The sequence below is a fragment of the Kribbella sp. VKM Ac-2568 genome, from assembly GCF_004345365.1.
Lineage (GTDB): Bacteria > Actinomycetota > Actinomycetes > Propionibacteriales > Kribbellaceae > Kribbella > Kribbella orskensis.
The window spans coordinates 609,922-631,610 of sequence record NZ_SLVF01000001.1; the positions used below are offsets into that span (position 1 = coordinate 609,922).

22 protein-coding genes are annotated in these 21,689 nt (G+C 68.2%); 13 read left to right on the forward strand and 9 right to left on the reverse strand.

Annotated elements, in window-relative coordinates:
* Window positions 1-53: 53 nt before the first annotated feature.
* Window positions 54-788, forward strand: a complete 735-nt coding sequence (locus EV648_RS02870; protein WP_241994832.1) for a sugar phosphate isomerase/epimerase — start codon at window positions 54-56, stop codon at window positions 786-788.
* Window positions 789-892: 104 nt separating this feature from the next.
* Window positions 893-1,663 carry a M15 family metallopeptidase gene (locus tag EV648_RS02875; protein WP_241994833.1) on the forward strand — a complete coding sequence of 257 codons (771 nt, stop codon included), beginning with the start codon at window positions 893-895 and terminating at the stop codon, window positions 1,661-1,663.
* 38 nt (window positions 1,664-1,701) lie between these two features.
* Here EV648_RS02875 and EV648_RS02880 read toward each other — a convergent pair whose 3' ends face one another.
* Together EV648_RS02880 and EV648_RS02885 are read right to left on the reverse strand one after the other, a co-directional pair.
* Complete coding sequence (locus tag EV648_RS02880) at window positions 1,702-2,358, reverse strand: HAD family hydrolase (RefSeq protein WP_132284684.1); 657 nt, start codon at window positions 2,356-2,358, stop codon at window positions 1,702-1,704.
* A complete protein-coding gene (locus tag EV648_RS02885) occupies window positions 2,355-3,506 on the reverse strand; it encodes a lactate 2-monooxygenase (RefSeq protein WP_132284686.1) in 1,152 nt (383 codons plus the stop codon). The genes EV648_RS02880 and EV648_RS02885 overlap by 4 nt, the downstream gene beginning before the upstream one ends.
* Before the next feature lie 166 nt (window positions 3,507-3,672).
* On the opposite strand from EV648_RS02885, the gene EV648_RS02890 reads away from it, so the two are divergent.
* The 3 genes from EV648_RS02890 to EV648_RS43760 are packed head-to-tail and all read left to right on the forward strand — an operon-like array spanning window position 3,673 to window position 5,904.
* Complete coding sequence (locus tag EV648_RS02890; RefSeq protein ID WP_132284688.1) at window positions 3,673-4,710, forward strand: hypothetical protein; 1,038 nt, start codon at window positions 3,673-3,675, stop codon at window positions 4,708-4,710.
* Window positions 4,688-5,647, forward strand: coding sequence for an MFS transporter (locus EV648_RS02895; protein ID WP_241994834.1), 960 nt, complete (start codon window positions 4,688-4,690; stop codon window positions 5,645-5,647). The genes EV648_RS02890 and EV648_RS02895 overlap by 23 nt, the downstream gene beginning before the upstream one ends.
* Window positions 5,623-5,904, forward strand: coding sequence for a hypothetical protein (locus EV648_RS43760; protein ID WP_241994835.1), 282 nt, complete (start codon window positions 5,623-5,625; stop codon window positions 5,902-5,904). The genes EV648_RS02895 and EV648_RS43760 overlap by 25 nt, the downstream gene beginning before the upstream one ends.
* Before the next feature lie 4 nt (window positions 5,905-5,908).
* Here EV648_RS43760 and EV648_RS02900 read toward each other — a convergent pair whose 3' ends face one another.
* Window positions 5,909-6,472 (reverse strand): TetR/AcrR family transcriptional regulator, encoded by a 564-nt coding sequence (locus tag EV648_RS02900; protein ID WP_132284690.1) that lies wholly within the window; start codon window positions 6,470-6,472, stop codon window positions 5,909-5,911.
* Window positions 6,473-6,557: 85 nt separating this feature from the next.
* Here EV648_RS02900 and EV648_RS02905 point away from each other — a divergent pair, with 85 nt between their 5' ends.
* The 6 genes from EV648_RS02905 (at window position 6,558) to EV648_RS02930 (ending at window position 13,262) form a co-directional block, all read left to right on the forward strand.
* Window positions 6,558-7,805, forward strand: a complete 1,248-nt coding sequence (locus EV648_RS02905) for a DUF445 domain-containing protein (protein WP_132284692.1) — start codon at window positions 6,558-6,560, stop codon at window positions 7,803-7,805.
* A gap of 96 nt (window positions 7,806-7,901) precedes the next feature.
* Entirely contained in the window at window positions 7,902-8,252 is a 351-nt protein-coding gene (locus EV648_RS02910) for a helix-turn-helix domain-containing protein (protein ID WP_199234395.1), read from the forward strand.
* Window positions 8,249-9,211 carry an ImmA/IrrE family metallo-endopeptidase gene (locus EV648_RS02915; protein WP_132284694.1) on the forward strand — a complete coding sequence of 321 codons (963 nt, stop codon included), beginning with the start codon at window positions 8,249-8,251 and terminating at the stop codon, window positions 9,209-9,211. The genes EV648_RS02910 and EV648_RS02915 overlap by 4 nt, the downstream gene beginning before the upstream one ends.
* Window positions 9,208-9,831: a hypothetical protein gene (locus EV648_RS02920; protein ID WP_132284696.1), complete on the forward strand. Its 624-nt coding sequence runs from the start codon at window positions 9,208-9,210 to the stop codon at window positions 9,829-9,831. Before EV648_RS02915 ends, EV648_RS02920 begins: the two co-directional genes overlap by 4 nt.
* A 173-nt stretch (window positions 9,832-10,004) precedes the next feature.
* A complete protein-coding gene (locus EV648_RS02925; protein WP_158293882.1) occupies window positions 10,005-12,731 on the forward strand; it encodes a PQQ-dependent sugar dehydrogenase in 2,727 nt (908 codons plus the stop codon).
* Window positions 12,732-13,016: 285 nt separating this feature from the next.
* Window positions 13,017-13,262 (forward strand): hypothetical protein, encoded by a 246-nt coding sequence (locus tag EV648_RS02930; RefSeq protein ID WP_132284700.1) that lies wholly within the window; start codon window positions 13,017-13,019, stop codon window positions 13,260-13,262.
* 76 nt (window positions 13,263-13,338) lie between these two features.
* Here EV648_RS02930 and EV648_RS02935 read toward each other — a convergent pair whose 3' ends face one another.
* A complete protein-coding gene (locus EV648_RS02935) occupies window positions 13,339-14,418 on the reverse strand; it encodes a 2-oxoacid:ferredoxin oxidoreductase subunit beta (RefSeq protein WP_132284702.1) in 1,080 nt (359 codons plus the stop codon).
* The gene (locus tag EV648_RS02940; RefSeq protein ID WP_241994836.1) at window positions 14,415-16,394 is read right to left on the reverse strand and encodes a 2-oxoacid:acceptor oxidoreductase subunit alpha; all 1,980 of its coding nucleotides are present in this window, start codon (window positions 16,392-16,394) and stop codon (window positions 14,415-14,417) included. The genes EV648_RS02935 and EV648_RS02940 overlap by 4 nt, the downstream gene beginning before the upstream one ends.
* Window positions 16,395-16,694: 300 nt before the next feature.
* Between EV648_RS02940 and EV648_RS02945 the strand changes: the two genes are divergently transcribed.
* Together EV648_RS02945 and EV648_RS02950 are read left to right on the forward strand one after the other, a co-directional pair.
* Complete coding sequence (locus EV648_RS02945; protein ID WP_241994837.1) at window positions 16,695-16,955, forward strand: hypothetical protein; 261 nt, start codon at window positions 16,695-16,697, stop codon at window positions 16,953-16,955.
* 10 nt (window positions 16,956-16,965) lie between these two features.
* On the forward strand, window positions 16,966-17,322 hold the full coding sequence (locus tag EV648_RS02950) for an NADH-quinone oxidoreductase subunit A (RefSeq protein WP_132284704.1): 357 nt from the start codon (window positions 16,966-16,968) through the stop codon (window positions 17,320-17,322).
* Between the two features lie 516 nt (window positions 17,323-17,838).
* Here EV648_RS02950 and EV648_RS44905 read toward each other — a convergent pair.
* From EV648_RS44905 to EV648_RS02960, 4 genes are all read right to left on the reverse strand, one after another.
* Complete coding sequence (locus EV648_RS44905; RefSeq protein ID WP_132284705.1) at window positions 17,839-20,754, reverse strand: AAA family ATPase; 2,916 nt, start codon at window positions 20,752-20,754, stop codon at window positions 17,839-17,841.
* A gap of 134 nt (window positions 20,755-20,888) precedes the next feature.
* Entirely contained in the window at window positions 20,889-21,053 is a 165-nt protein-coding gene (locus EV648_RS42400) for a hypothetical protein (protein ID WP_158293883.1), read from the reverse strand.
* 13 nt (window positions 21,054-21,066) lie between these two features.
* The gene (locus EV648_RS44665) at window positions 21,067-21,198 is read right to left on the reverse strand and encodes a hypothetical protein (RefSeq protein ID WP_255512779.1); all 132 of its coding nucleotides are present in this window, start codon (window positions 21,196-21,198) and stop codon (window positions 21,067-21,069) included.
* Between the two features lie 251 nt (window positions 21,199-21,449).
* The gene (locus tag EV648_RS02960) at window positions 21,450-21,671 is read right to left on the reverse strand and encodes a hypothetical protein (RefSeq protein WP_132284707.1); all 222 of its coding nucleotides are present in this window, start codon (window positions 21,669-21,671) and stop codon (window positions 21,450-21,452) included.
* Window positions 21,672-21,689 lie beyond the last annotated feature (18 nt).

Consider the following 21,689-nt stretch of genomic DNA (forward strand, 5'->3'; position numbering starts at 1 on the left):
GTGCAACGCGATTCTGGGAGGCGCACGTGGGCGTGAGGACCGGACTGGTCTCGGTGACGTTTCGTCAGCTGGCCGTCGAAGAGGTCGTCGAGGTGGCCGCGCAGTCGGGCCTGGCCGCGATCGAGTGGGGCGGGGACATCCATGTCCCGCTCGGTGATCTGCCGGCCGCCCGCAAGGCCCGCGCGCTCTGCGAGGACCACGGCCTCGCCGTCGCCGCCTACGGTTCCTACCTGCGGGCCGGCAGCGTCGACCGCGAAGAGATCCGTACTGCGGTCAACACCGCCGCCGAGCTCGGCGCACCGCGGATCCGCGTCTGGGCCGGTACCGTCGGGACCGCCGAGGCAGGAGTCGGCGACCGGATGGCGGTGACCCGCGGGCTGGCCGAGCTCGCGGACGTGGCGGCGGGTTCCGGGATCGAGATCGCGATGGAGTTCCACCGGGGCACGCTGACCGACGAGGTGGACTCCACCATCACCCTGCTGCTCGATGTTGGCGCGCCCAACCTCACTACGTACTGGCAACCGCCGGTGGATCTGGACGACGCCGAGTGCCTGGCTCAGCTGGAGGCGTTGATGCCGTGGCTCAGCACCGTGCACGTCTTCTCCTGGTGGCCCTCCAACACCAGGCTGCCGCTGTCCGGCCGTGAGTCCCTGTGGCGTCCGGTGCTAGACCGCATCGCCAAGGAGCCTCGCGAGATCAACGCGCTGCTCGAGTTCGTGGCCGACGACTCGGTGGCCCAACTGGCCACCGACGCCGCCAAACTCCACAGCTGGGTCCCGACTGCCTGACCTCGGTCGAAGATTTTCTGCTGAGGTCTGGTCAAGCGGTAGAAAGTGACGCGATTCTTGCGGGTGACCGCGTTTCGCCCCAATCGCGTCCCGGAGGTTGATCCATGTCCCTCTTCAAGTCCCTCTTCAGTAAGCCCCTGCCCCGCATCCTGGCCGTGCTGTCGCTGTTCGCGGCGATGCTCGGCGCCACTGTGGTGACCTCGGTGGTCACCGCGACCGAGGCACACGCCGACGGCTGCTACACCTGGGGCCGCACGCTCAGCCAGGGAGCCAGTGGCGAGGACGTCCGCCAGTTGCAGATCCGCGTCGCCGGCTACCCGGCGTACGGCGGGCACATCGCCGCCGACGGTGCCTTCGGCCCGGCCACCAAGGCCGCGGTGCAGCGGTTCCAGTCGGCGTACGGTCTGGGCGCGGACGGCATCGCCGGACCCGCGACCTTCAGCAAGATCTACTCCCTGCAGGACGACGACTGCACGCCCATCCACTTCGCCTACACCGAACTCGACGACGGCTGCGGCGGTAGCGGCTGGGACGGCGGGCCGTTGTCCGCGGCAGCGACCAAGGCCAACGCGCTGCAGACCATGTGGCAGCTCGAGGCGATGCGGCACGCGCTCGGCGACCAGCCGCTGAACATCACCAGCGGATTCCGCAGCATCCCCTGCAACAACTCGGTCGGCGGCGCGAGCAACAGCCAGCATCTGTACGGCCGGTCGGCCGACCTGGTCGGCGCGCCTTCGCTGTGCACGTTGGCGAAGCAGGCCCGCAACCACGGCTTCGGCGGCATCTTCGGTCCCGGCTACCCCGGCCACAACGACCACACCCACGTCGACATCCGCACCAGCAACGCCTGGTCGGCTCCCACCTGCGGCATCTGACGAACCGATCGGTCCGGCCCCCGTCCGGGCCGGGCCGATCACCCTGTACTGCGAACCAACTGCGCGAGGGTGATCCCGGCGGCCCGGTCGAGGTGTTCCGCGGTCAGGCCGGCCGCCCGGGCTCCCAGCACGTCGAGCTCCAGGTTGTCGCCGATCATCAGGACATCGGCGGGCTCCACCCCGAGCGCCTCGCAGGTCTTCATGTAGACCTCGGGCGCGGGTTTGCTGCAGCCGAGTGTCTCCGTGGTGCAGACGACGTCGACCAGGTCGGCCAGGCCGATCGCCGCGAGCTTGTTGTTCTGCTGCGCGGTGCTGCCGTTGGTCAGCACGCCGATCCGCCAGCCGTTGCCGCGGGCAACCTCCAGCGCGGGCCGGGCGTCGTCGAAGGCCGACCAGCTCGCGCGGTAGCGGTCCAGGTAACCGGTGAAGAGCTCGTCCAGCTCGTCGTCGGCCTGCGGCACCGGCAGCGACAGCATCGGCAGGAAGTCCCGCAGCCGGCCCCGCCGCTGCCCCTGGTAGCTGGTCTGCCCGGTCAGCCAGCGGTCGTACTGGACCCGCTCGATCTCGAACCAGCGGGTGATCAGGTCGTCGGAGAACGTCGCGCCGAGCGTCGGGACCCAGGTCCGGATCGCGGTGGTTGCCGAGGTCGTGTGGTCGAAGAGGGTGTCGTCCAGATCGAAGATGACCGCCTTCACGCGGGGACCACCGAGTCCCGGTTGAGCTCGCGATGGTTCGCATATCCCGACAGCGCGAGAGTCAGATCGAGCTCGGCCAGCAGGCAACGCAGTACATGCTCGACACCCGCCTGACCGGCCAGGGCCAGTCCGTACAGGAAGGGCCGGCCGAGCAGCACGGCCTTGGCGCCGAGCGCGAGCGCCTTCGCGGCGTCCGAACCTGTGCGCACGCCCGAGTCGAAGAGCACGGTCAACTGCTCGCCGACCGCGTCCGCGATCGCGGGCAACGCGTCGAGGGCGGCGATCGCGCCGTCGACCTGGCGACCGCCGTGGTTCGACACGATCACGCCGTCCACGCCGTGCTCGGCCGCGAGCTTGGCGTCGTCGACCGAGGTGATGCCCTTCAGCACGATCGGGCCGTCCCAGTTGTCGCGCAGGAAGGACAGTTCGTCCCAGCCGAGCCCGACGTTCGGGAACATCTGCGCCCAGTGCATCACCGCCGCGGTCGGGTCCTCCTCGAGCGGCTTGGCCAGCTTCGCTCGGAAGGCGGGATCGCTGAAGTAGTTCGCCAGTCCCTCGCCCTTGAGGAACGGCAGGAAGCCGCGGTCCAGGTCGGCCGGGCGCCAGCCGATCGTCCCGGTGTCGAGGGTGACCACCAGTACGGAGTACCCGTTGTCCTTGGCGCGCTGGAGGAAGCTCAGGCAGACGTCCTTGTCGGTCGGCCAGTACAGCTGGTACCACTTGCTGTCCGCCTCGATCTGCTCGAACGAGTGGCTCGCCTGGGTCGAGTGCGTGTAGGTCAGGCCGAGCGCGCTGGCGGCCCTCGCCGTGGCGAGCTCACCCTCGGGATGCGCGAGCGTCTGGACGCCGACCGGCGCGATCAGCACTGGCGCGGGCATCCTGGTGCCGAGGATCGTGCAGGACAGGTCCCGCTCGGTGCTGCCGCGCAGCATCCGCGGTACCAGCCGCCACCGGTCGAACGCGGCCAGGTTGGCCCGCGCGGTCGAACCGCTGCCCGCGCTCGGCACGATATAGCCCATCGCCTCGGCGGTCAGGTTCGCCGCGGCCTGGGACTCCAGCCGGGACAGATCGGTGGTGATCTCCGGCCGGGTGTCCTGGAACATCCCCTGCACGTAGATGCTCAACTGGTGGTCGCCGTAGTTCGCCATGCCGGATGCTTTCACAAGCGCTTCCCGCAGGTACAGATGCTGACCTGCGTGCCGTGATCGGATGGTGCCCGCATGACATCCGTCAGGGGCAGATCGGTACGGACGGCACCGTCGCCCGGACGTTGTCTCTCCGACGCTGGGAGGAGACATCCGGAGGAGAGGGAGCATGAAGCAGAAGCGGCGGTACTGGCCGGCGGTCGGGTTGTTCTTCCTGGCGCCGTTGGTGGCGGAGTTCCTGCTCGGGAACCTCCCGGTCACCAAGTTGTTCGCGCTCTTCGCCCTGGCGCCCCTGTACGGCGGTGGGGCGGTGGTGATCCGTGAGGTGGCCCGTCGGCGCGGCTGGGGCTACCCGAGCATCATGCTGCTGGCGCTCGCGTACGGCGTACTGGAGGAGGGGGTGACCACCCAGTCGCTGTTCAACCCGAACTACGCGGATCTGCGGCTGCTGGATCCGGGGCACATCTCCGCGCTTGGCATGGGTGCTCCGTGGACCGTCTTCGTGCTGTCGATCCACACGCTCTGGAGCATCATAGTGCCGATCGTGCTGGTGGAGTCGGTGTCAAGCCGGCCTCGGGAGCCCTGGCTGGGCACGAAGGGGCTCATCGTCTTCTGCATGCTGTTCGCTTTCGGCATCTTCGCGACCACTGCCTTCCAATTGCAGAGCGACTCCTTCGTCGCGTCGGCCGGGCAGTTCATCGGGGTGGGCATCGCGCTGGTGGTGCTGATCGCGCTCGCGGTTTGGGTCGGGCGCCGGGAGCCCGTCCATGAGCACGGCTCGGCCTTGTCGGTATGGCTGGTGGGTGCTGCCGGACTGGCCGGCACGTCGCTCTACATAGTGGTGGACGATCTCGACCTGAACGGCTGGCTCCAGGCGGTCCTTCTGCTGGCCCTGATCGCGGTCGCGATCTTGGTCGTACTCCGCTGGTCCCGCCGCGAGGGCTGGACCCGGCTGCACACCTTGGCGCTGGCCGGGGGAGCCCTACTGACCTATGCGTGGCACGCGTTCCCGGAGAAGTCGCTGGGTGGCGGGTCGAAGGCGGTCGACCTGGCGGGGAACGCGGTATTCGCAGTACTGGCGGTGGCACTGCTCGTGATCGCCTGGCGGCGGACGGCGGTGGCAGTCGTCACACCCGCGACTGAGACGACCGGGGATGACGGAATGGCTGATGCGACAATCAGGCGTGACAAGTTCGGTGACTCCTGACAACAACCCGAGTTCCCGGCACATCGGCTTGGCTCTGCTGGCGCTGGCGACCGGCGGGTTCGCGATTGGGACCACCGAGTTCGTCACGATGGGGCTGCTGCCGCAGATCGCGGAGGGCGTCGACATCTCGATTCCGACTGCCGGACACATCGTCTCGGCCTACGCGATCGGCGTCGTGGTCGGCGCTCCGCTGATCGCGGCGCTGGGCGCCCGGACCGGACGCAAGCGGCTGCTGCTCGGCCTGATGGCGGTGTTCGTGCTCGGAAACGTGCTCTCGGCCGTTGCCAACAGCTACGAACTGCTGATGGGGGCGCGGTTCCTGACCGGCCTGCCGCACGGCGCGTTCTTCGGGATCGGCGCCGTCGTCGGCGCCTCGATGGTGCCGGTGAACCGGCGCGCCTGGGCCGTCTCGATGATGATGGTCGGGCTGCCGGTGGCGAACATCATCGGCGTCCCGCTGACCACGTTGCTCGGGCAGTGGCTTGGCTGGCAGTTCCCGTTCCTGGCAGTCGGGGTGCTCGGGCTGCTGACGTCGGTGGCGGTGTGGTTCTGGGTCGCGCCGCAGCCGGTCGGGAACGACGTGAACATCCGGAGCGAGCTGAGCGCCCTGGCCAAGCCGCAGGTCTGGATGGCCTTGCTGATCGGCATGGTCGGCTTCGGCGGCATGTTCGCGACCTACTCCTACATCGCGCCGACGATGACCGAACTGGCCGGCTTCAGCGCGGCCGCGGTGACGATCGTGCTGGCTGTCTATGGCGTGGGGATGACCGGCGGGACGCTTGTCGGTGGGCGGCTGGCCGACCGCGCGCTGATGCCCAGCCTGTACGGCGGGTTGGTGGCGGTGACGGTGGTCCTCGGGACCTTCGGGTGGTTGGCGCAGAGCAAGGCGGGGGCGCTTGTGGGGTGTTCGCGATGGGGTTCAGTGCGAGCATCCTGATTCCGGCGCTGCAGACCCGGCTGATGGATGTGGCGCACGAGGGGCAGTCGCTGGCGGCGTCCTTGAACCACTCGACCTTGAACGTGGCGAATGCGCTGGGCGCGTGGCTCGGGAGCGTCGTACTGGCTGCTGGGTACGGGTACGAGTGGCCGAGCCGGGTTGGTGCTGCGCTGGCTGTGGCCGGGCTCGGGTTGGCGCTGGTGTCCGGGTTGATGGACCGGCGTTCGGTCAGGACTCCTGAGCGGGTCACTGTCTGAGCGGCTATTGCCTGAGCTTGCGGACGATGAGGCGGAGTTGCTCCTCGTAGTTCGCCGGCGGTGTGCCGCCGGAGTACAGCAGGGGAGCGGTCACCATGCCGGTGATCGCGAGCATCACGGCCTGTGGATCGAGGTCCTCGGCCAGCTCGCCGGCTTGCTGCGTGGTCTTCAGATCCTCTGGATCTTGTCCGGGCCTTTCCTCGTCGTCTTCGGCTTTCGTGGTGCCGCCGTCGAGCATGGTGCGGGCGGCGAGCTTGGCCCAGCGCGGGTCGGCCAGCGCTTCGCGGAGGTAGCGAACCGCGAGGTCTTCCAGTGACTCCGCCTCCTCGCGGAAGCCCTGCTCGCGGTGCTCCCAGAGCTGGAAGATCGCGTCGTACAGGCCTTGCTTGCCGCCGAAGTGGTAGCTGATCAGCTGCTTGTTCACTCCAGCGCGGCTCGCGATGTCCGCCACCCGCGCGCCCGCCAGGCCCCGCTCCGCGAACTCCGTCAGCGCCGCGTCCAGCAAGGCGGCCTTGGTCCGCCCGGCGTTCACCGTGCGTCCGTCGGTGGAAGGGTCTCCAGTCGTCACGGCGGCGAGGTTATCAGCCCGATGGTTGAAAAGGCGCCGGTGGCGTGGGCCGTCGCGATGACCAGGTACTTGGTTAGATCGGAGTATGGCGACATTGACGTTGAGTGGGCCCGATCTGGCCCGGCGGCGGGGACTGCGGCAGATGCGCCTGGTCGCGCTGTCGCTGCTGGTGCTGGCGGCGATCGTGTACGTCGTGACGCTGCACCGCGATGGCGGCTGGGGCTACGTGAACGCCGCCTCCGAGGCCGCGATGGTCGGCGCGCTGGCGGACTGGTTCGCGGTCACCGCGTTGTTCCGGCGGCCACTCGGACTGCCGATCCCGCACACCGCGATCGTGCCGACCCGCAAGGACAGCCTGGCCGAGAGCCTGGAGCAGTTCGTCACCGAGAACTTCCTCTCCGAAGAGGTGGTCGCGGAGAAGATGCGGACCGCCGAGGTCAGCCGCCGGGCCGGCGAATGGCTTGCCGCGGGCAACCATGCCGAGCGGATCGTGGAGGAGGGCGCCCGGACGATCGGCGCCGCGCTGCCCAAGCTCGGCGACGAGGACGTGACCGCCTTCGTCCGGGGCTCCTTGCTGCCGCGGTTCGCCGAGGAGCCGTTGAGCCCGATCGCCGGGCATTTCCTGCAGTCGGTGGTGGAAGACGGTGGTCACCACGCGCTTTTCGACCTGCTGGTGGTCGAGGCGTACGACTGGCTCCGCGACAACCGCGACACCTTGACCGAGGTGGTCGGTCCCCGGGCGCCGCGCTGGTCTCCCCGGTGGGTCGACACGCTGGTGATCGACCGGATCCACAAGGAGGCGCTGACCTGGCTGGCCGGAGTACGGGACGAGCCCCAGCACCCGGCCCGCAAGGCGATCGACCGCTTGCTCAGCCAACTCGCGGACGACCTGCAGAACGACCCCGAGATGATGGAACGCTTCGAGGCGTTCAAGCGCCGCATGCTGAGCCACCCGGACATGGGCACCAGCCTCACCGCCGTCTGGGACGCAGTACGCACGGCCCTCATCGGCGCCATCAACGACCCCGAAGGCCCACTCCGCTCCCGCGCCGCCCAAGCGATCCAAGACCTCGGCAAACGCCTCCAAACCGACGAGGACCTCCGTGCACGCGTCGACACCCGCGCCTCCGAGGCAGTCGGCTACGTAGTCCGCACCTACGGCACCGAGATCGTCTCCGTCATCTCCGACACCATCGAACGCTGGGACGGCCAAGAAGCCTCAGCCCGGATAGAACTCCACGTAGGCCGAGACCTCCAATTCATCAGAATCAACGGCACCGTAGTCGGCGCCCTGGTCGGCCTGACCATCCACACCCTCAGCCAACTCCTCTGAACTGGGCCAGGTAGCCGAACCGCCTAGCGCCGTACCTGGGACAGCCGAGTTGTCAGGTGCTCAGACTATCCCTAGACTGAATCACGACGAGGGGAAGTGATTCAGTTGGTCCACGCGGACACGGCTTCCGGCCGGATCATCGAGGCGCGCGAGGCGGCCAAGCTCACGCAGCGCCAACTCGCTAGTCGATCCGGCATCGCCCAAGCAACCCTTTCGCGCATCGAGCAAGGCGCCCGGCTGCCCAAACTGAACGAGGTCCTCGCCCTGGCCTGGGCGCTCGGTTGCACGGTCTCGGAGTTGACCGGGATCTCGGAGGTCAAGACCAGACTCGAGTGCGTCGCGCGCGCGACTGATCAGTCGAGCATGGAGACGATGCAGCGCGAGCTGAGCCACTACCTGGAGCTGGACGCCTACCTCGAGGACCAAGGGATCCCGTCGCAGCTATGAGCGCAGAGGACCAGGGCCGGGCCCGAGCAGCAACCTTCCGCGAGCAGCACAACCTCGGGCACGCCCCGCTGCCTGATCTGGTGAGCCTGATCGAGTTGAGCCAGCGCATCGACGTCGCGGTCATCGAGGCCGAGCAGGACGAGCACGGGATGACCATGCGTGATCCGGTTCGCCAAGTGGTGATGGTGGCTGTCGCGCTGACCAGCCACCCGATGCGCCAGCGCAGCACGCTCGCTCACGAGCTGGGTCATGTCCTGTTCGGCGACTTCGCCGCCCCGAAGGCCGGTGGCTGGGACCGCCGAAGTCCTGAAGAGATCCGTGCGGACGCTTTCGCCCGGCATCTCCTCGTACCGATCGCCGGCATCAAGTCGGTCTTGGCGGACTGTGACGCAGGTCGGACGGAGGATGTTCGGTCTGGCGCCAACGTCGGCGAAGTACAGGCAGCCCGCGCCAAGGGACGGCGTGGACCGGAGAAGGTCTCACTGCCGGAGTTGTCCGTACTTGTGCAGCGGTTCAAGGCGTCACCGAGCCTGGTGGCGATCCAGCTCTGTGGGGCACGTTTGATCAGCACCGCGCAGAAGAACGAGTGGATGACGCTGTCGACCCCGACACTTGCCGCACGCTTCGGCTGGTCCGATCTGTACCAGGGGTGGCAGCACGAATCCCGGACCAGGCGGGCCCCTCAGCGATTGTTGTCCAGGGCAATCGAGGGCTACATGGCGAACGTCGTGTCACTCCAGGCGGTGGCGCGGCTGCGAGGCCTGCCCGAGGAGCAGATCGCGGCGGAGCTTGAGGAGGCCGGCATCATCCCGGCCGAAGTGGCGCCTGTTCCCGTACCTGCAGCCGGCAAGCGTCGCCCGGACACAGATTTCAGCGAGCTTGATGCCTTGGAAGAGTCGACCGGGCCCGCGGGTGACAAGTCTGCTCCCAGGGCTGGCAGGGGAGCGCACGGCGAATGACCGACCCCGTCATCGTCGACGCCGGACCCGCCCTGAACTTCTTCTCGATCAACAAGGAACGCCTGCTCCTCGATGCGATCGGCAAGATCGCCGCACCCGAAACCGTCGCCGGCGAGATCCGGCGCAAGGCCCACCGAGACACTCGATTCAGGGCGGCGGCCGACGTCTGGACGAAGCTGGAGCAGACAGCCTGGTTGGCCGTCCTCTCGGACGATGTCACCCCGGAACTCGCGTCTGGGGTCCAGCGCATCACCAGGATTCCGATGGCCGAGCGGCTCAGACAGAGCAAGGACCTCGGTGAGGTCATGGTGCTGGCCCACGCCGCCGTCCAGGCGGAAACCGGGCGAGACGTGGTGGTACTGATCGACGATGCAGGCGGCGCCAAGCTGGCCGCGATCGAAGTCGCCCGGCTGCAGCGCCTGCGCGCCCAAGGCCGCTGTGTGGGGACTCTGGATCTCATGAACACCCAGGTCGTTCTCGAGCGCGGCGCAGGCCGAAGGTACCTGCCCGACCGCAAGGCGATGCGACGGATCTACGCCCAGCTGCGCGAATGCGACGACGGACTGGTCGACATCACCCAGACAGACCTGCTCTCGAAACGCGTCTGGCCCAACGCCTGAGGGCCTGGAGGTCTTCACACCTTCCAAGGGCCAGTTCGTCCGTGTTTCGCAACATTTGGCGTTGGGCGCGCATCATCTCAGTAGGTGCCTTTCCGGCGATGGGTGGGGGAACGGTTATGAAGCTTGAGTTGCGGTGTTTTCGCGCGCCCATGGTCAGCGGGGGGCGGAAGGTGGTGACGGCTCTTCTGGTGGTGCCTCTGCTGATCGCCGGCGCTGTGGTCACTCTTCCGCCGGCGGACGCTGCCGAGACCGCGGTGGTGATTCCGGCGGGTTTCACGCCGGTGCCGATAGCGACCGGGCAGCCGGCCGCGAACCTGACAAACTTCGAGTTCCTGCCGGGCGAGCGGGTGCTGACGCTCGGGCGGGACGGCCGCCTGACCGTGGTGTCGGACGACGCGCCGCCGCGGACGCTCCTGACGATTCCGGACGTCTCGCACACGGGTGATCTCGGTGCGCTCGGTCTCACGCTGGCTCCGAATTACGCCACGACTGGGCAGCTCTACCTGCAGTACGCCCAGACCACCGCGACCGGGAGCCGCGTGATGCGCGTCTCGCGCTGGACGGCTGCGCCGGTCGACAACCCGACCACGCTCGGGGGCGAACAGGTCCTGCTGGAGGCGCCGCTCACCAGCGTTTACCACGGCGGTGGGACGGTTCTGGTCGCGCCGGACGGCAAGCTGCTGATCAGCATCGGCGACAGCGCCGCACCGCTCGCTTCCCCGAACCCCGATGCCTTGCGGGCGCAGAACCTGGACGGCCCCTACGGCAAGATCTTCAGGATCGATCCGGTCACCGGCGCCGGAGTGCCTGGCAACCCCTACTACAACGCGGCCTCTGCGTCGTCGTGGCGGAGCAGGGTCTACGCGTACGGCCTGCGCAACCCGTTCCGGATGTCGGTGGATCCGCGGAACGGGCAGGTACTCGTCGGCGACGTCGGCTGGACGGCGTACGAGGAGATCAATCTGCTGGCCGCTGGTAAGAACTACGGCTGGCCCTGCTACGAGGGACCGGGCCGGCAGCCGGGATACGCCAACACCGCGCAGTGCCAGCAGGTCTACACGCAGTCGGTGCAGGGACCGCTGTGGAACTACGCGTCGCCCAACGTCCAGGCGGCGGTCACCGGCGGTACGTGGTACACGGGCACGTCCTACCCGGCTGCGTACCGGGACGCGTACTTCTTCGCGGACTACGCGCAGCAGAAGATCTGGACCATGATGATCGACGCACAGGGCAAGATCACCAGGCCCCCCGAGGCCGCGGCCTTCGCCACCGGTATCGGCGGGCCGGTCGCGCTGAAGACCGGTCCGAACGGAGACGTGTACTACGCGGACATCCTCTCGTCCGACCTGGTCCGGCTTCGCTACTCGGCCGGGAACCGGGCGCCTGTTCCGCGCGCCGGCACCACCGTGGACCCAGACGTCTTGAAGGTCACCTTCGACGGCTCGGCGTCGTACGACCTGGACGGCGACGATCTCACGTACAGCTGGGACTTCGGCGACGGCAGCCAGGGAGTGGGCGCGGTCGTATCTCACACCTACACGGCCCCGGGGAAGGTCAGCGCGACGCTCACCGTCAAGGACTCTCTCGGTGCTGCGGCAACCACTACCGTCACCGTGGTGCCGGACAACCACTCGCCGGTGCTCACGCTGTCTGCTCCCGACAAGAAGTACGCCGTCGGGGACACCGTCTCCTTGAGCGCCTCCGCGAATGACATCGAGGATGGCGCACTCCCGGTGTCCTGGCGGACCGACCTGATCCATTGCGACACCGGCGGCGGGTGCCATCTGCATCCCGGCCAGACCAGCACGGGGCCGACCTACTCGGATCTGTTCGACGACCATGGCGACGAGACACGCATGCAGATCACCGCTTCGGTGGTGGACCAGGCCGGCGTACGGACCGAGAAGGTGTACTCCGCTGAGCCGGATCTGCGCACGCTGACTGTCCTGGCCCCGGCACCGGTGCTCATCAACGGCGCCCAGCGGGTGAGCGTCAAGGTGGCGGTGAACTCGAGCAACGAGGTGTCCGCTCCCGGCGTGGCCGGCAGCACCGTGTTCACGAGTTGGTCCGACAGCGGGTTGCAGACGCACACGTTGATCATGCCCGCGGCCGACCAGACCCTGACGGCGCACTACGCCAAGTTCGTACCCGGTCGGTATGGCGACTACAACGGTGACGGGCGCACCGATCGGACGGTCTTCCGGCCGTCCACGGCGGCCTGGTTCAACCTTGGGTTGTTCAGCACCCAGTACGGCGGTGCCACCGACCTGCCGGTCCCCGCGGACGTGAACTCCGACGGGCGGACCGACGTGGTGAGCTGGCGTCCGTCGGACGGGATGTGGCAGGCGCGCGGACTCTTCGAAGTCCGTTGGGGCGGGAACGGGGACGTGCCCGTCCCGGGTGACTACAGCGTCAACGGCCGTACCGACCTCGCGATCTGGCGACCCAGTACAGGTATCTGGTACGTGCGTAACGTCCTGCAGATCGAATGGGGTGGGCCAAGCGACGTGCCGGTACCGGGCGACTACAACGGTGACGGCAAGATGGAACTCGCGATCTGGCGCCCATCGACCGGCATGTGGTGGATTCGTGGACGAGCAGCCATCCACTGGGGTCAGGCCGGCGACATCCCGGTCCAGGCCGACTACAACGGTGACGGCCGAACCGACCTGGCCGTCTGGCGGCCCTCGACCGGCGGCTGGTGGATCAACGGCCGCACGAGCCAGAACTGGGGAGTCAACGGCGACATCCCCCTCACCGGCGACTTCAACGGCGACGCCCGAACCGACCTGGCCGTCTGGCGCCCCTCGACCGGCGTCTGGTGGATCAACGGCACCCCCGCATCCCGCTGGGGCGAACCAGGCGACCGCCCCCTACCCCGCCCCCTAGGCGCCAGGTAGCCCCTCCGCCCCGCCGGCACTACTTCCGGCGGGGCGGATTCCTTGGAGGTTTCTAACTGTTGGCGGATCGGCCGTGAATCCGCGTGACCCACATCTCGAGTTCGGGACCTTCGACCGTCGCGTTCGGCTGAACCGAGAAGTCGAAGTGTTTGAGCAGGTTCCGGTACTTACCGCCGTCGATTGTCGTCCGGACACAGACTTCAGCGAGCTTGATGCTCTGGAAGGGTCGAGCGGGTCCGCGGGTGACAAGTCTGCTCCCAAGGCCGGCAGGGGAGCGCACGGCGAATGACCGACCCCGTCATCGTTGACGCCGGACCTGCCCTGAACTTCTTCTCGATCAACAAGGAGCTCGGTGAGGTCACGGTGCTGGCTGAACACCAGATCGTTCTCGAACGCGGTGTCGGCCGAAGGTACCTACCCGACCGCAAGGCGATGCGCCGGATCTACGCCCAGCTGCGTGAATGCGATGACGGACTGGTCGACATCACCCAGACAGACCCGCTCTCGAAACGCATCTGGGCCAACGCCTGACACCCGCGGTCACTGAGCCGGGACGGAGGAGCGGCGACCGGGGGTGGTGGGAGCGGCGACGTAGGAGTTGCGGGGGTTAGTTGACCGTCCAGGTGTCGGAGCCGGTTACCAGGGCCTGGAGGTCGCCGATCCCCTGGGATTCCTTGGAGGTTTCCACCTGCTGGCGGACCATGTCGTCGTAGGCCGGGTGGTCTACCGAGCGGAAGATGCCGATGGGGGCCTGGTGGAGGACTCCGGCGTCGGTCAGGCGGGAGAGGGCGAAGGCGTACGCCGGGTCTTCGGTGTGGGCGTCGTGGATGACCAGGTCGGCCTCGCCGTTCGGCAACGAGGCGATTTCGCGAACCGCGAGGGAGGCGAAGCCGTCGCGGACCACGCCGAGGCGGCCGTCGGTGCCGAAGCGGATCGGTTCGCCGTGGACGAGCGGGATGATCGCGTCGTCGCGGGTCTCCGGGTTCTTGAAGGCGTCGAAGGCGTTGTCGTTGAAGATCGGGCAGTTCTGGTAGATCTCGACGAAGGCCGTACCGCGGTGCTCGGCCGCGGCCCGCAGTACCGCGGTGAGGTGCTTGCGGTCCGAGTCGACCGTCCGGGCCACGAAGGTCGCCTCGGCGCCGAGCGCCAGGGAGACCGGGTTGAACGGGTTGTCCACCGAGCCCATCGGGGTCGACTTGGTCACCTTGCCGGGCTCCGAGGTGGGGGAGTACTGCCCCTTCGTCAGGCCGTAGATCCGGTTGTTGAACAGCAGGATCTTGAGGTTCACGTTGCGCCGGAGCGTGTGGATCAGGTGGTTGCCGCCGATCGACAGCGCGTCGCCGTCACCGGTGACGACCCAGACGCTGAGGTCGGGCCGGGCCACCGCGAGCCCGGTCGCGATCGCCGGCGCGCGGCCGTGGATGGAGTGCATGCCGTACGTCGAGAGGTAGTACGGGAAGCGCGACGAGCATCCGATCCCGGACACCATCGCCACGTTCTCCCGCTTGATCCCGAGTTCGGGCAGGAACCCTTGGAAAGCAGCCAGTACGGCGTAGTCGCCGCAGCCGGGGCACCACCGGACCTCCTGGTCCGACACGTACTCCTTGCGGTTCTGCGGCTCGGTCGCGGCCGGTACGCCGCGCAGTCCGCCGGGCAGACTCGGCAGGCCGAGGTCGACGGTGCTCATCGTGCTCCCTCCGGGTGGTGCAGGCCGTTCGGTTCGATGTGCAGGGCCTCGCCGTGGGTCAGGTTGGCGGCGGCCTCACCGAGGTGGCGGGCGTCGTCGTCGATGCCCGCGGTCTCCTCGACCAGGTTGCCGATCACCTCGGCCAGTTCGGCGGCGCCGAGCGGCATCCCCCGGACCTGCGCGTAGGAGACGACGTCGACCAGGTACTTGGCCCGGAGCAGCATCGCCAGTTGGCCCAGGTTCATCTCGGGCACGAGCACCTTGTCGTACGACTTCAGCACCTCGCCGAGGTTCGGCGGGAACGGGTTCAGGTGCCGCAGGTGCGCCTGCGCGATCTTGCCGCCGACCTTGCGGACCCGACGGCAACCCGCGCCGATGGGGCCATAGGTGCTGCCCCAGCCGAGCACGAGCACCTTCGCCGTACCGTCGGGGTCGTCGACCTCGAGCGGCGGGACGGTGATGCCGTCCACCTTGGCCTGACGGGTGCGGATCATCAGGTCGTGGTTGGCCGGGTCGTAGGAGATGTTGCCGGTCTTGTCCTCCTTCTCCAGACCGCCGATGCGGTGGTCCAGACCCGCCGTACCGGGGATCGCCCAAGCGCGGGCGAGGGTCTCCGGGTCGCGCAGGTACGGGAGGTAGACCGGCTCGCCCTTGTCATTGGTCGAGTTCGGCTCCGTGGTGAAGTTCGGGTCGATCTTCGGCAGGTTCTCGATCACCGGGATCTGCCAGGGCTCGGACCCGTTCGCCAGGTAGCCGTCGGACAGCACGATGACCGGAGTGCGATAGGTGATCGCGATCCGGGTCGCCTCGACGGCGATCGCGAAGCAGTCCGCGGGGGACTGGGCGGCGACCACCGGCAGCGGCGCCTCGCCGTTGCGGCCGAACATCACCTGCAGCAGGTCGGCCTGCTCGGTCTTGGTCGGCATTCCGGTCGAGGGGCCGGCCCGCTGAATGTCACAGACGACCAGTGGCAGTTCGAGCATCACGCCGAGACCTATCGTCTCGGACTTCAGGCTGATGCCCGGACCGGACGACGTGGTCACGCCGAGGGCGCCCGCGAACGACGCGCCCAGGGCGGCGCCGACACCGGCGATCTCGTCCTCGGCCTGGATCGTCGTCACATCGAAGCGCTTCAGCTTGGACAGCTCGTGCAGTACGTCGGACGCCGGGGTGATCGGGTACGCGCCGAGCACCAGGGGAAGCCCCGCCCGCTGGGCGCCCGCCACCAGGCCGTACGCCAACGCAAGGTTGCCGGAGATGTTGCGGTAGGTGCCGGTGGCCATCCTGGCCGGCTTCACCTCGTACCGGACCGAGAATTCCTCGGCCGTCTCGCCGAAGTTGTACCCCGCCCGGAACGCCGCGATGTTCGCGTCGCGGATGTCGGGCTTGCCGGCGAACTTCGACTGGAGGAAATCGATCGTCGACTCCACCGGCCGCTGGAACAGCCAGGAGACCAGGCCGAGCGCGTACATGTTCTTCGCCCGGGACGCGTCCTTGCGGGTCAGGCCGAACTCCTTGACCGACTCCACCGTCATCCCGGTCAGGTTCAGCGGGACCACGTGGTAGGCGTCGAGCTCACCCGTCTCCAGGGGGTTCTCCTCGTACCCGATCCGCTTCAGGTTCCGGGCGGTGAAGTCCGCGGTGTCCACGATCAGCGTGGCGCCGCGCGGTACGTCGCGCAGGTTCGCCTTGAGTGCGGCCGGGTTCATCGCGATCAGCACATCGGGCGCATCACCCGGCGTGAGGATGTCGTGGTCGGCGAAATGGAGCTGGAACGACGACACTCCCGGCAGGGTTCCGGCTGGTGCCCGGATCTCGGCCGGAAAGTTGGGCAGGGTCGACAGGTCATTGCCGAACGATGCCGTTTCCGCTGTGAACCTGTCCCCCGTGAGCTGCATCCCGTCGCCGGAGTCGCCGGCGAAGCGGATCACCACGCGGTCGAGCTGCTTGACCTCGATGGTCACTGTTCTGTTCATCTCCAAGTCGAAGCTTGGGTCGGTGAACCATGTGCCGGCGCACCGATCCCCCCGTTAGGGCGATACAGCCATGTTAGTTCGGCCTTAGTACGTCGGCATGCACAAGCACGTGTGTTCCACAGCCTGGGATCGGCGTCCGGGGACCGCGAAATCGTGCTCTGACCAGCCCAGGCGTGTCGTCAGCCCACTGGTCCGCTCCCAGATGCCCCCAAAGCGGAGTGGTCAACCGCACAGTGTCACTCAAAGCAGTCGTTCGCTTGCCATCCGCAGCCATTCCCGGCAGGGTGTCGTCATCGATCTGTGATCTACCCACGCCGCGGTGACCTCGCCGAACGTCAGCTTCGCCCACTACGTGACCGCGGCATCACCGACGGCACCGTGCGGGCCTCCCTGCTGAACGGCGCCAAGGTGGTCGGCACGGTGGACATGAAGCAGGAGACCGAGATCTGGCTGAACCGCGACATCCTCGGCGTCAAACGGCTGCGGCTGCAGATCGCCGACGTGAAATCCGGGTACGGCCCGCAGGTCGCGGTGGACGCCTTGCTGCTCTGCACCAACTAAGGTTGGGCAGGTGTCAGAGAGCTACGGGGTCATCGCCGCGATCGTCGTGCTCGGCCTCCTCGGCCTGGTCGGCGCCTTCGCGCTGAACAAGGCGCTGACGATCACCTACCCGACGGCCGACAAGCTCAAGACGTACGAGTCCGGCGTCGACCCGGTCGGCGAGGGCTGGGCCCAGGTCCACATCAGGTACTACCTGTTCGCCTACCTCTACGTGATCTTCGCCGTGGACGCCGTCTACCTCTTCCCCTGGGCGACCATCTTCGCCGAACTGGGCGTGGCCACCCTGATCGAGATGTTCGTCTTCCTCGCCTTCGTAGCCGTAGGTCTCCTCTACGCCTACCGCAAGGGCATCCTCGGCTGGACCTGACCCCCTGCTCTGACTCGGCTGGGTGGCCGGATTGTCGCGCTGGGTGGTGGGCGGGTGGCGATCGGTCCATCGATTCTGCTCACTCAGAGCGAGATTCTTGCAGGGTGGAGATCGTTGCCCGGTCACCCGTTGTCATTGCATTGGACAACAGTTGTGTTCGGAACCTCGCCATGTAACGGATTGCGGTCGACCTGTCGCAAATTGGTCAGAACAAGGTTAGGGTGACTACTGAGGGGAACGGGGCGAGTACGGGGTGGTGAGGCATGTCTTGGCAACTCTGGGTATTGATTGCGGCGGCAGCGACCGGATTGACTGTGGTGCTGACAGTGAAGCTGCGTCACGCACAGCAGGTTTTCGATCGGATCGTCAGCCAGCCGGGTGATACCCGCACTGATGAGCTCTCCACCCGGCGCCGGCAACGCACCCGGCGCCCCGAACCAGCCCGCCGGCCGCTGGGCCATCCAGGCCTCGCCGGTCACAGTCGCAGACATCACTGAACCCGGTAGGACAGGCCACTCAGTCGAGGAGGCCGTCCCGGCGGGCTACGGCGGCGGCTTCGGTGCGGCTACGGACGCCCAGCTTGGCCAGGATGTTCGAGACGTGCACGCTGACCGTCTTCTCGCTGATATAGAGCTCGCGAGCCAACTGCCGGTTGGTCCGCCCCTCGGCGAGCAACGCCAGTACTTCGGTCTCGCGCGCCGTCAGCGCCGCGGGCCCGACGCCGGCTTCGGCGCCACCAAGCTCATCGAGCAGCGGCTTCGCTCCCAACGCCCGCGCGGTCTCAGTTGCCAACTGCGCCTGCTCGTTAGCGTCGCCCACTCGTCCAGCAGCCCGCATCGCAGCCGAAAGATGCACCCGCGACCACGCCTGCTCGAACACATATCCATAGCCGAAGGCGTCGACCGTCCGCTGCCAGGTCGCGACGTGCTCCTCCGGAGTCGGCGGATCCACGTTGGCCAGCCAGCGCAGCCGCTCCCACTCAGCCTCGAGCCGAGCCAGCCAGGCGATCCCCTCGACACCGAGCACCCGCCCCGGCGGCATGCCTTTCTCCGCGGTCGCCTGCCCGGACGCGACCAGTTCCGCGCCCCGCGAGACCAGCTCGGCGGCAGCGGTCGGCTCATGCACGACCCGGTGGCTCAGCAACTGCAGCCCCACCGCGGAGAACCGGATCCGCGCCGTGAACCACTCGGTCTGGAACACGTCGGCGCACAGCGCGGACACGTCCTCGATCAGCTTCTCCGCCTCGGCGACCTGGTTGAGCGAGCGATAGGCATCCACCGCCGGCTGCATCGCGATGATCGGCAGCATTATGTCGAGCGTCCACCACTTGCGCAGCCGCTCCATGTCCTCGGCGACCGACGTGTCGCCGCGCCCGCCGCGAACCGCCAGCCCGACTCCCCGCAGAGCAGCCTCGGCCGCCGCAGGTGTCATCGAGTCCGTCCGCGCGGTCGCCGCGGCGTCGTCCCACTCGCCCAGCACGAACTGCGTCAGCGCGAGCATCCGCCGCGCGTCGAACCCGTACGCCGCCCACTGGCGACCCAACTCGCCCGCCCGCTGAGCGGCGTATATGAGGGCTGTCTTGGCGCTGGTGAGGTCGCCTTGCTCGTAGTGGTTCGAGCCGAGCAGGAAGCGGCTGCGGACCTCGGCCGCGGGATCCCCGGCCAGCTGAGCCCGTACTGCGGCCTCCTCCAGCTGTTTCGCCGCAGCTACAGGGTCTCCGGCGCGGCGGCGGAGCTGGGCCAGCGTGATGCCGGCGTCGCCCGCGGCTGATTCCTGGCCGACCTCTCGCGCGATCTGCAGGGCTTCGTGGGCCCAACGCTCGGCCTCCATCGGGCGGCCGAGAGCGTCGGACACTCGCGCATAGAGCGAGGCGATCTGGGCCTTGAACACGCTCGGCGGCTCGTCCGAGGTGAGGCGCAGCGCCTGCGAGATGGCCTCGTGTGCCTCCTGGTCCTGGTCGATCACCAGCGCGATGTCGGCCAGCGGCATCAGCAACTGAGCTCGCTGGAGGCGCGGCGCATCGGCCGGGAGCTCGGCAAGAGCCTTGCGGAGCAGCTTCAGCGCACGGAGCTGCTGCGCGGACAAGGCGGCGGCGGTCGCTGTCTCGACGATCAGCCAGGTCTTGTCGATGCTCGCGTCTGCCGAGGCGTTCGGATAGAGCTCCAGCGCCATCTCGTAGTGCTTCAGCGCCTCCTGCGGCGCGGCCACGGAGATCGCCTCCTGGCCCGCCCGGACTCGCGCCTCGAATGCAGTCGCCAGGTCGTGAGATCTGGTCGCATGCCCGGCCAGCTCGGCCGCTGTGCCCGCGACCGTCTGATCCTTCAAAGCCTTCGCGTACGCCGCGTGCTGCCGCACCCGCTCGCCCGGGAGCAGGTCGTCGTACACAGCCTCGGCCAGCAACGCATGGCGGAAGTAGTAGCTCGCCTTGCCCGGGTGCTCGATGATGTGTGCGTCGATCAACTCCCGCAGCGCAGCGTCGAGGTCACGATCGGGCAGCCCGGCCACCGCAGTCAGCAGCGTGTGCGGAACTCGCCGACCGGCGACGGCGATCACTCGCGCGACCTGGCGGGCGTCGTCCGACAGCGGATCGAGCCGCACCAGCAGGAGATCCGCCAGATCGGGTGGCACGGCATCCGCGTCGCCCATCGAGGCCGCGGCGACCAGTTCCTCTGTGAAGAAGGCGTTCCCGCCCGCGCGCTCGAGGATCCGGCGCACCTCGGCCTCGGGGAGCGGCTGGGTGAGCAGGGCGGTCAGCAGCTTGCGGGAGTCGTCGGCGTCCAGCGGGAGCAGGCTGACCCGGCGGACTCGCGGGTTCCGCGACCACTCGGCGATCGGCCGGCGCAACGGGTGGCGCCGGTGCAGGTCATCGCTGCGGTAGGACACCACCAGCGCGAGCCGCTGGGAGGTCAGCCGGGTGAGCAGGAACCCGATCAGGTCGCGGCTGGAGTCGTCGGCCCAGTGCGCGTCCTCCACGATCACCAGCAGCGGCTCACTCGTGGAGAGGGCAGTCAGCGCGCCCAGGACAGCGTCGAACAGCGCGGCCCGGTCCAGCTGCCCGTCCTGGGGCGCGGGCTGGGCACCGATCAGGCGGTGCGTCGGCAGCAACCGGCCGATCGCGGGGAAGTTGGTGAGCACGCTCTCGACCAGGTCGGGGCGCTCCCCGGCCAGCCGGCCGAAGATCTCGGTGAACGGCAGGTACGGCAGACCGGCGTCGCCGAAGTCGGTGCAGTGCCCGACCAGGACGCCGAAACCGCGCTCGTGCGCGCCGGTGGCGACCTCGTCCAGCATCCGGGTCTTGCCCACGCCGGCGTCGCCGGACAGCAGGATCGCGCCGGCGCGACGGGTTTTCGCCTCGTCCACGGCGCTGAGCAGGGCGGCGAGCTCGGTCGAGCGGCCGACGAGAGGTGTCGAGGTCCAGGGCACGTCGTCCATCTTCGCCCCTGACGCCGACACAATTCGACGGCATCCCGTCCGATCGGCCTCTTCGGCCGAAGAAAAGCCGTTCCCGGCCGAAGAAAAGCCGTCCCCGACCGGGACTAGCTGGTCGGGGACGGCGATTCCGGCGCTCATGCGGCCGGCGTGGGACGGAGGGCCCGGCGCGCGTGCCGGGGCTCGGACTGCGAAGCCTGCTCCCGGCGCTGCCGGCGGGCGGTGGCCCGGCCGAACTCGCGCTTGATCCGCTCCTGCCGGTAGGCGGTCTCCGCCCGGGCTGTGTCGATGGTCAAATACATGGTGTGCCTCCCTTCAGACGTTCCGGGTGAACAGGTGGACGAGGTGCCGACGGGTCCCGGGCTTGCGGGAGGAGCGGCGGTAGTCGCGGGTGAGGCGCTCCTTGCGGTAGCTGACCTCTGCCTTGACCGAGTCGTTCGTGAACATCGGTGCCTCCTGGCTGGTGGTGCCTCGACTCCTTGTCGATGCCCCTAATCTGCTCGTCTGAGGAGGACCGCCACATCGGCACAAGTCCCTATCCACACCCCCTAGGCAGTCCCTAGTGCCGCCGGTACGCCGTACGCCGCGTCTAGGTAGTCCCGAATCGCCCTAGGTGGTCCCACAAACGGCAGCGCGGCCGGGTTCCGGGAGGAACCTCGGCCGCGCTGGGCGAAAGGGGACGGGCGGTGACCTTGCCATCACATCGCGTGCCTGGCCAGGACCGCCGGGGCGCAGGGCATCTGCGCCACCGGCTTGGCAGGCTTGCGCTGGAACCACCACGGACGCTGGAAGTCCCGCTTGATCCGCTCCTGGCGGTACGCCGTCTCTGCCTGAAGCGATTGCGGGGAGTAGAAGTACATCGTGTCCTCCGGGAGCTGGTCGATGCCCACAATCTGCTCGCCTGAGGAGGACCGCCACATCGGCACAACTCCCTATAC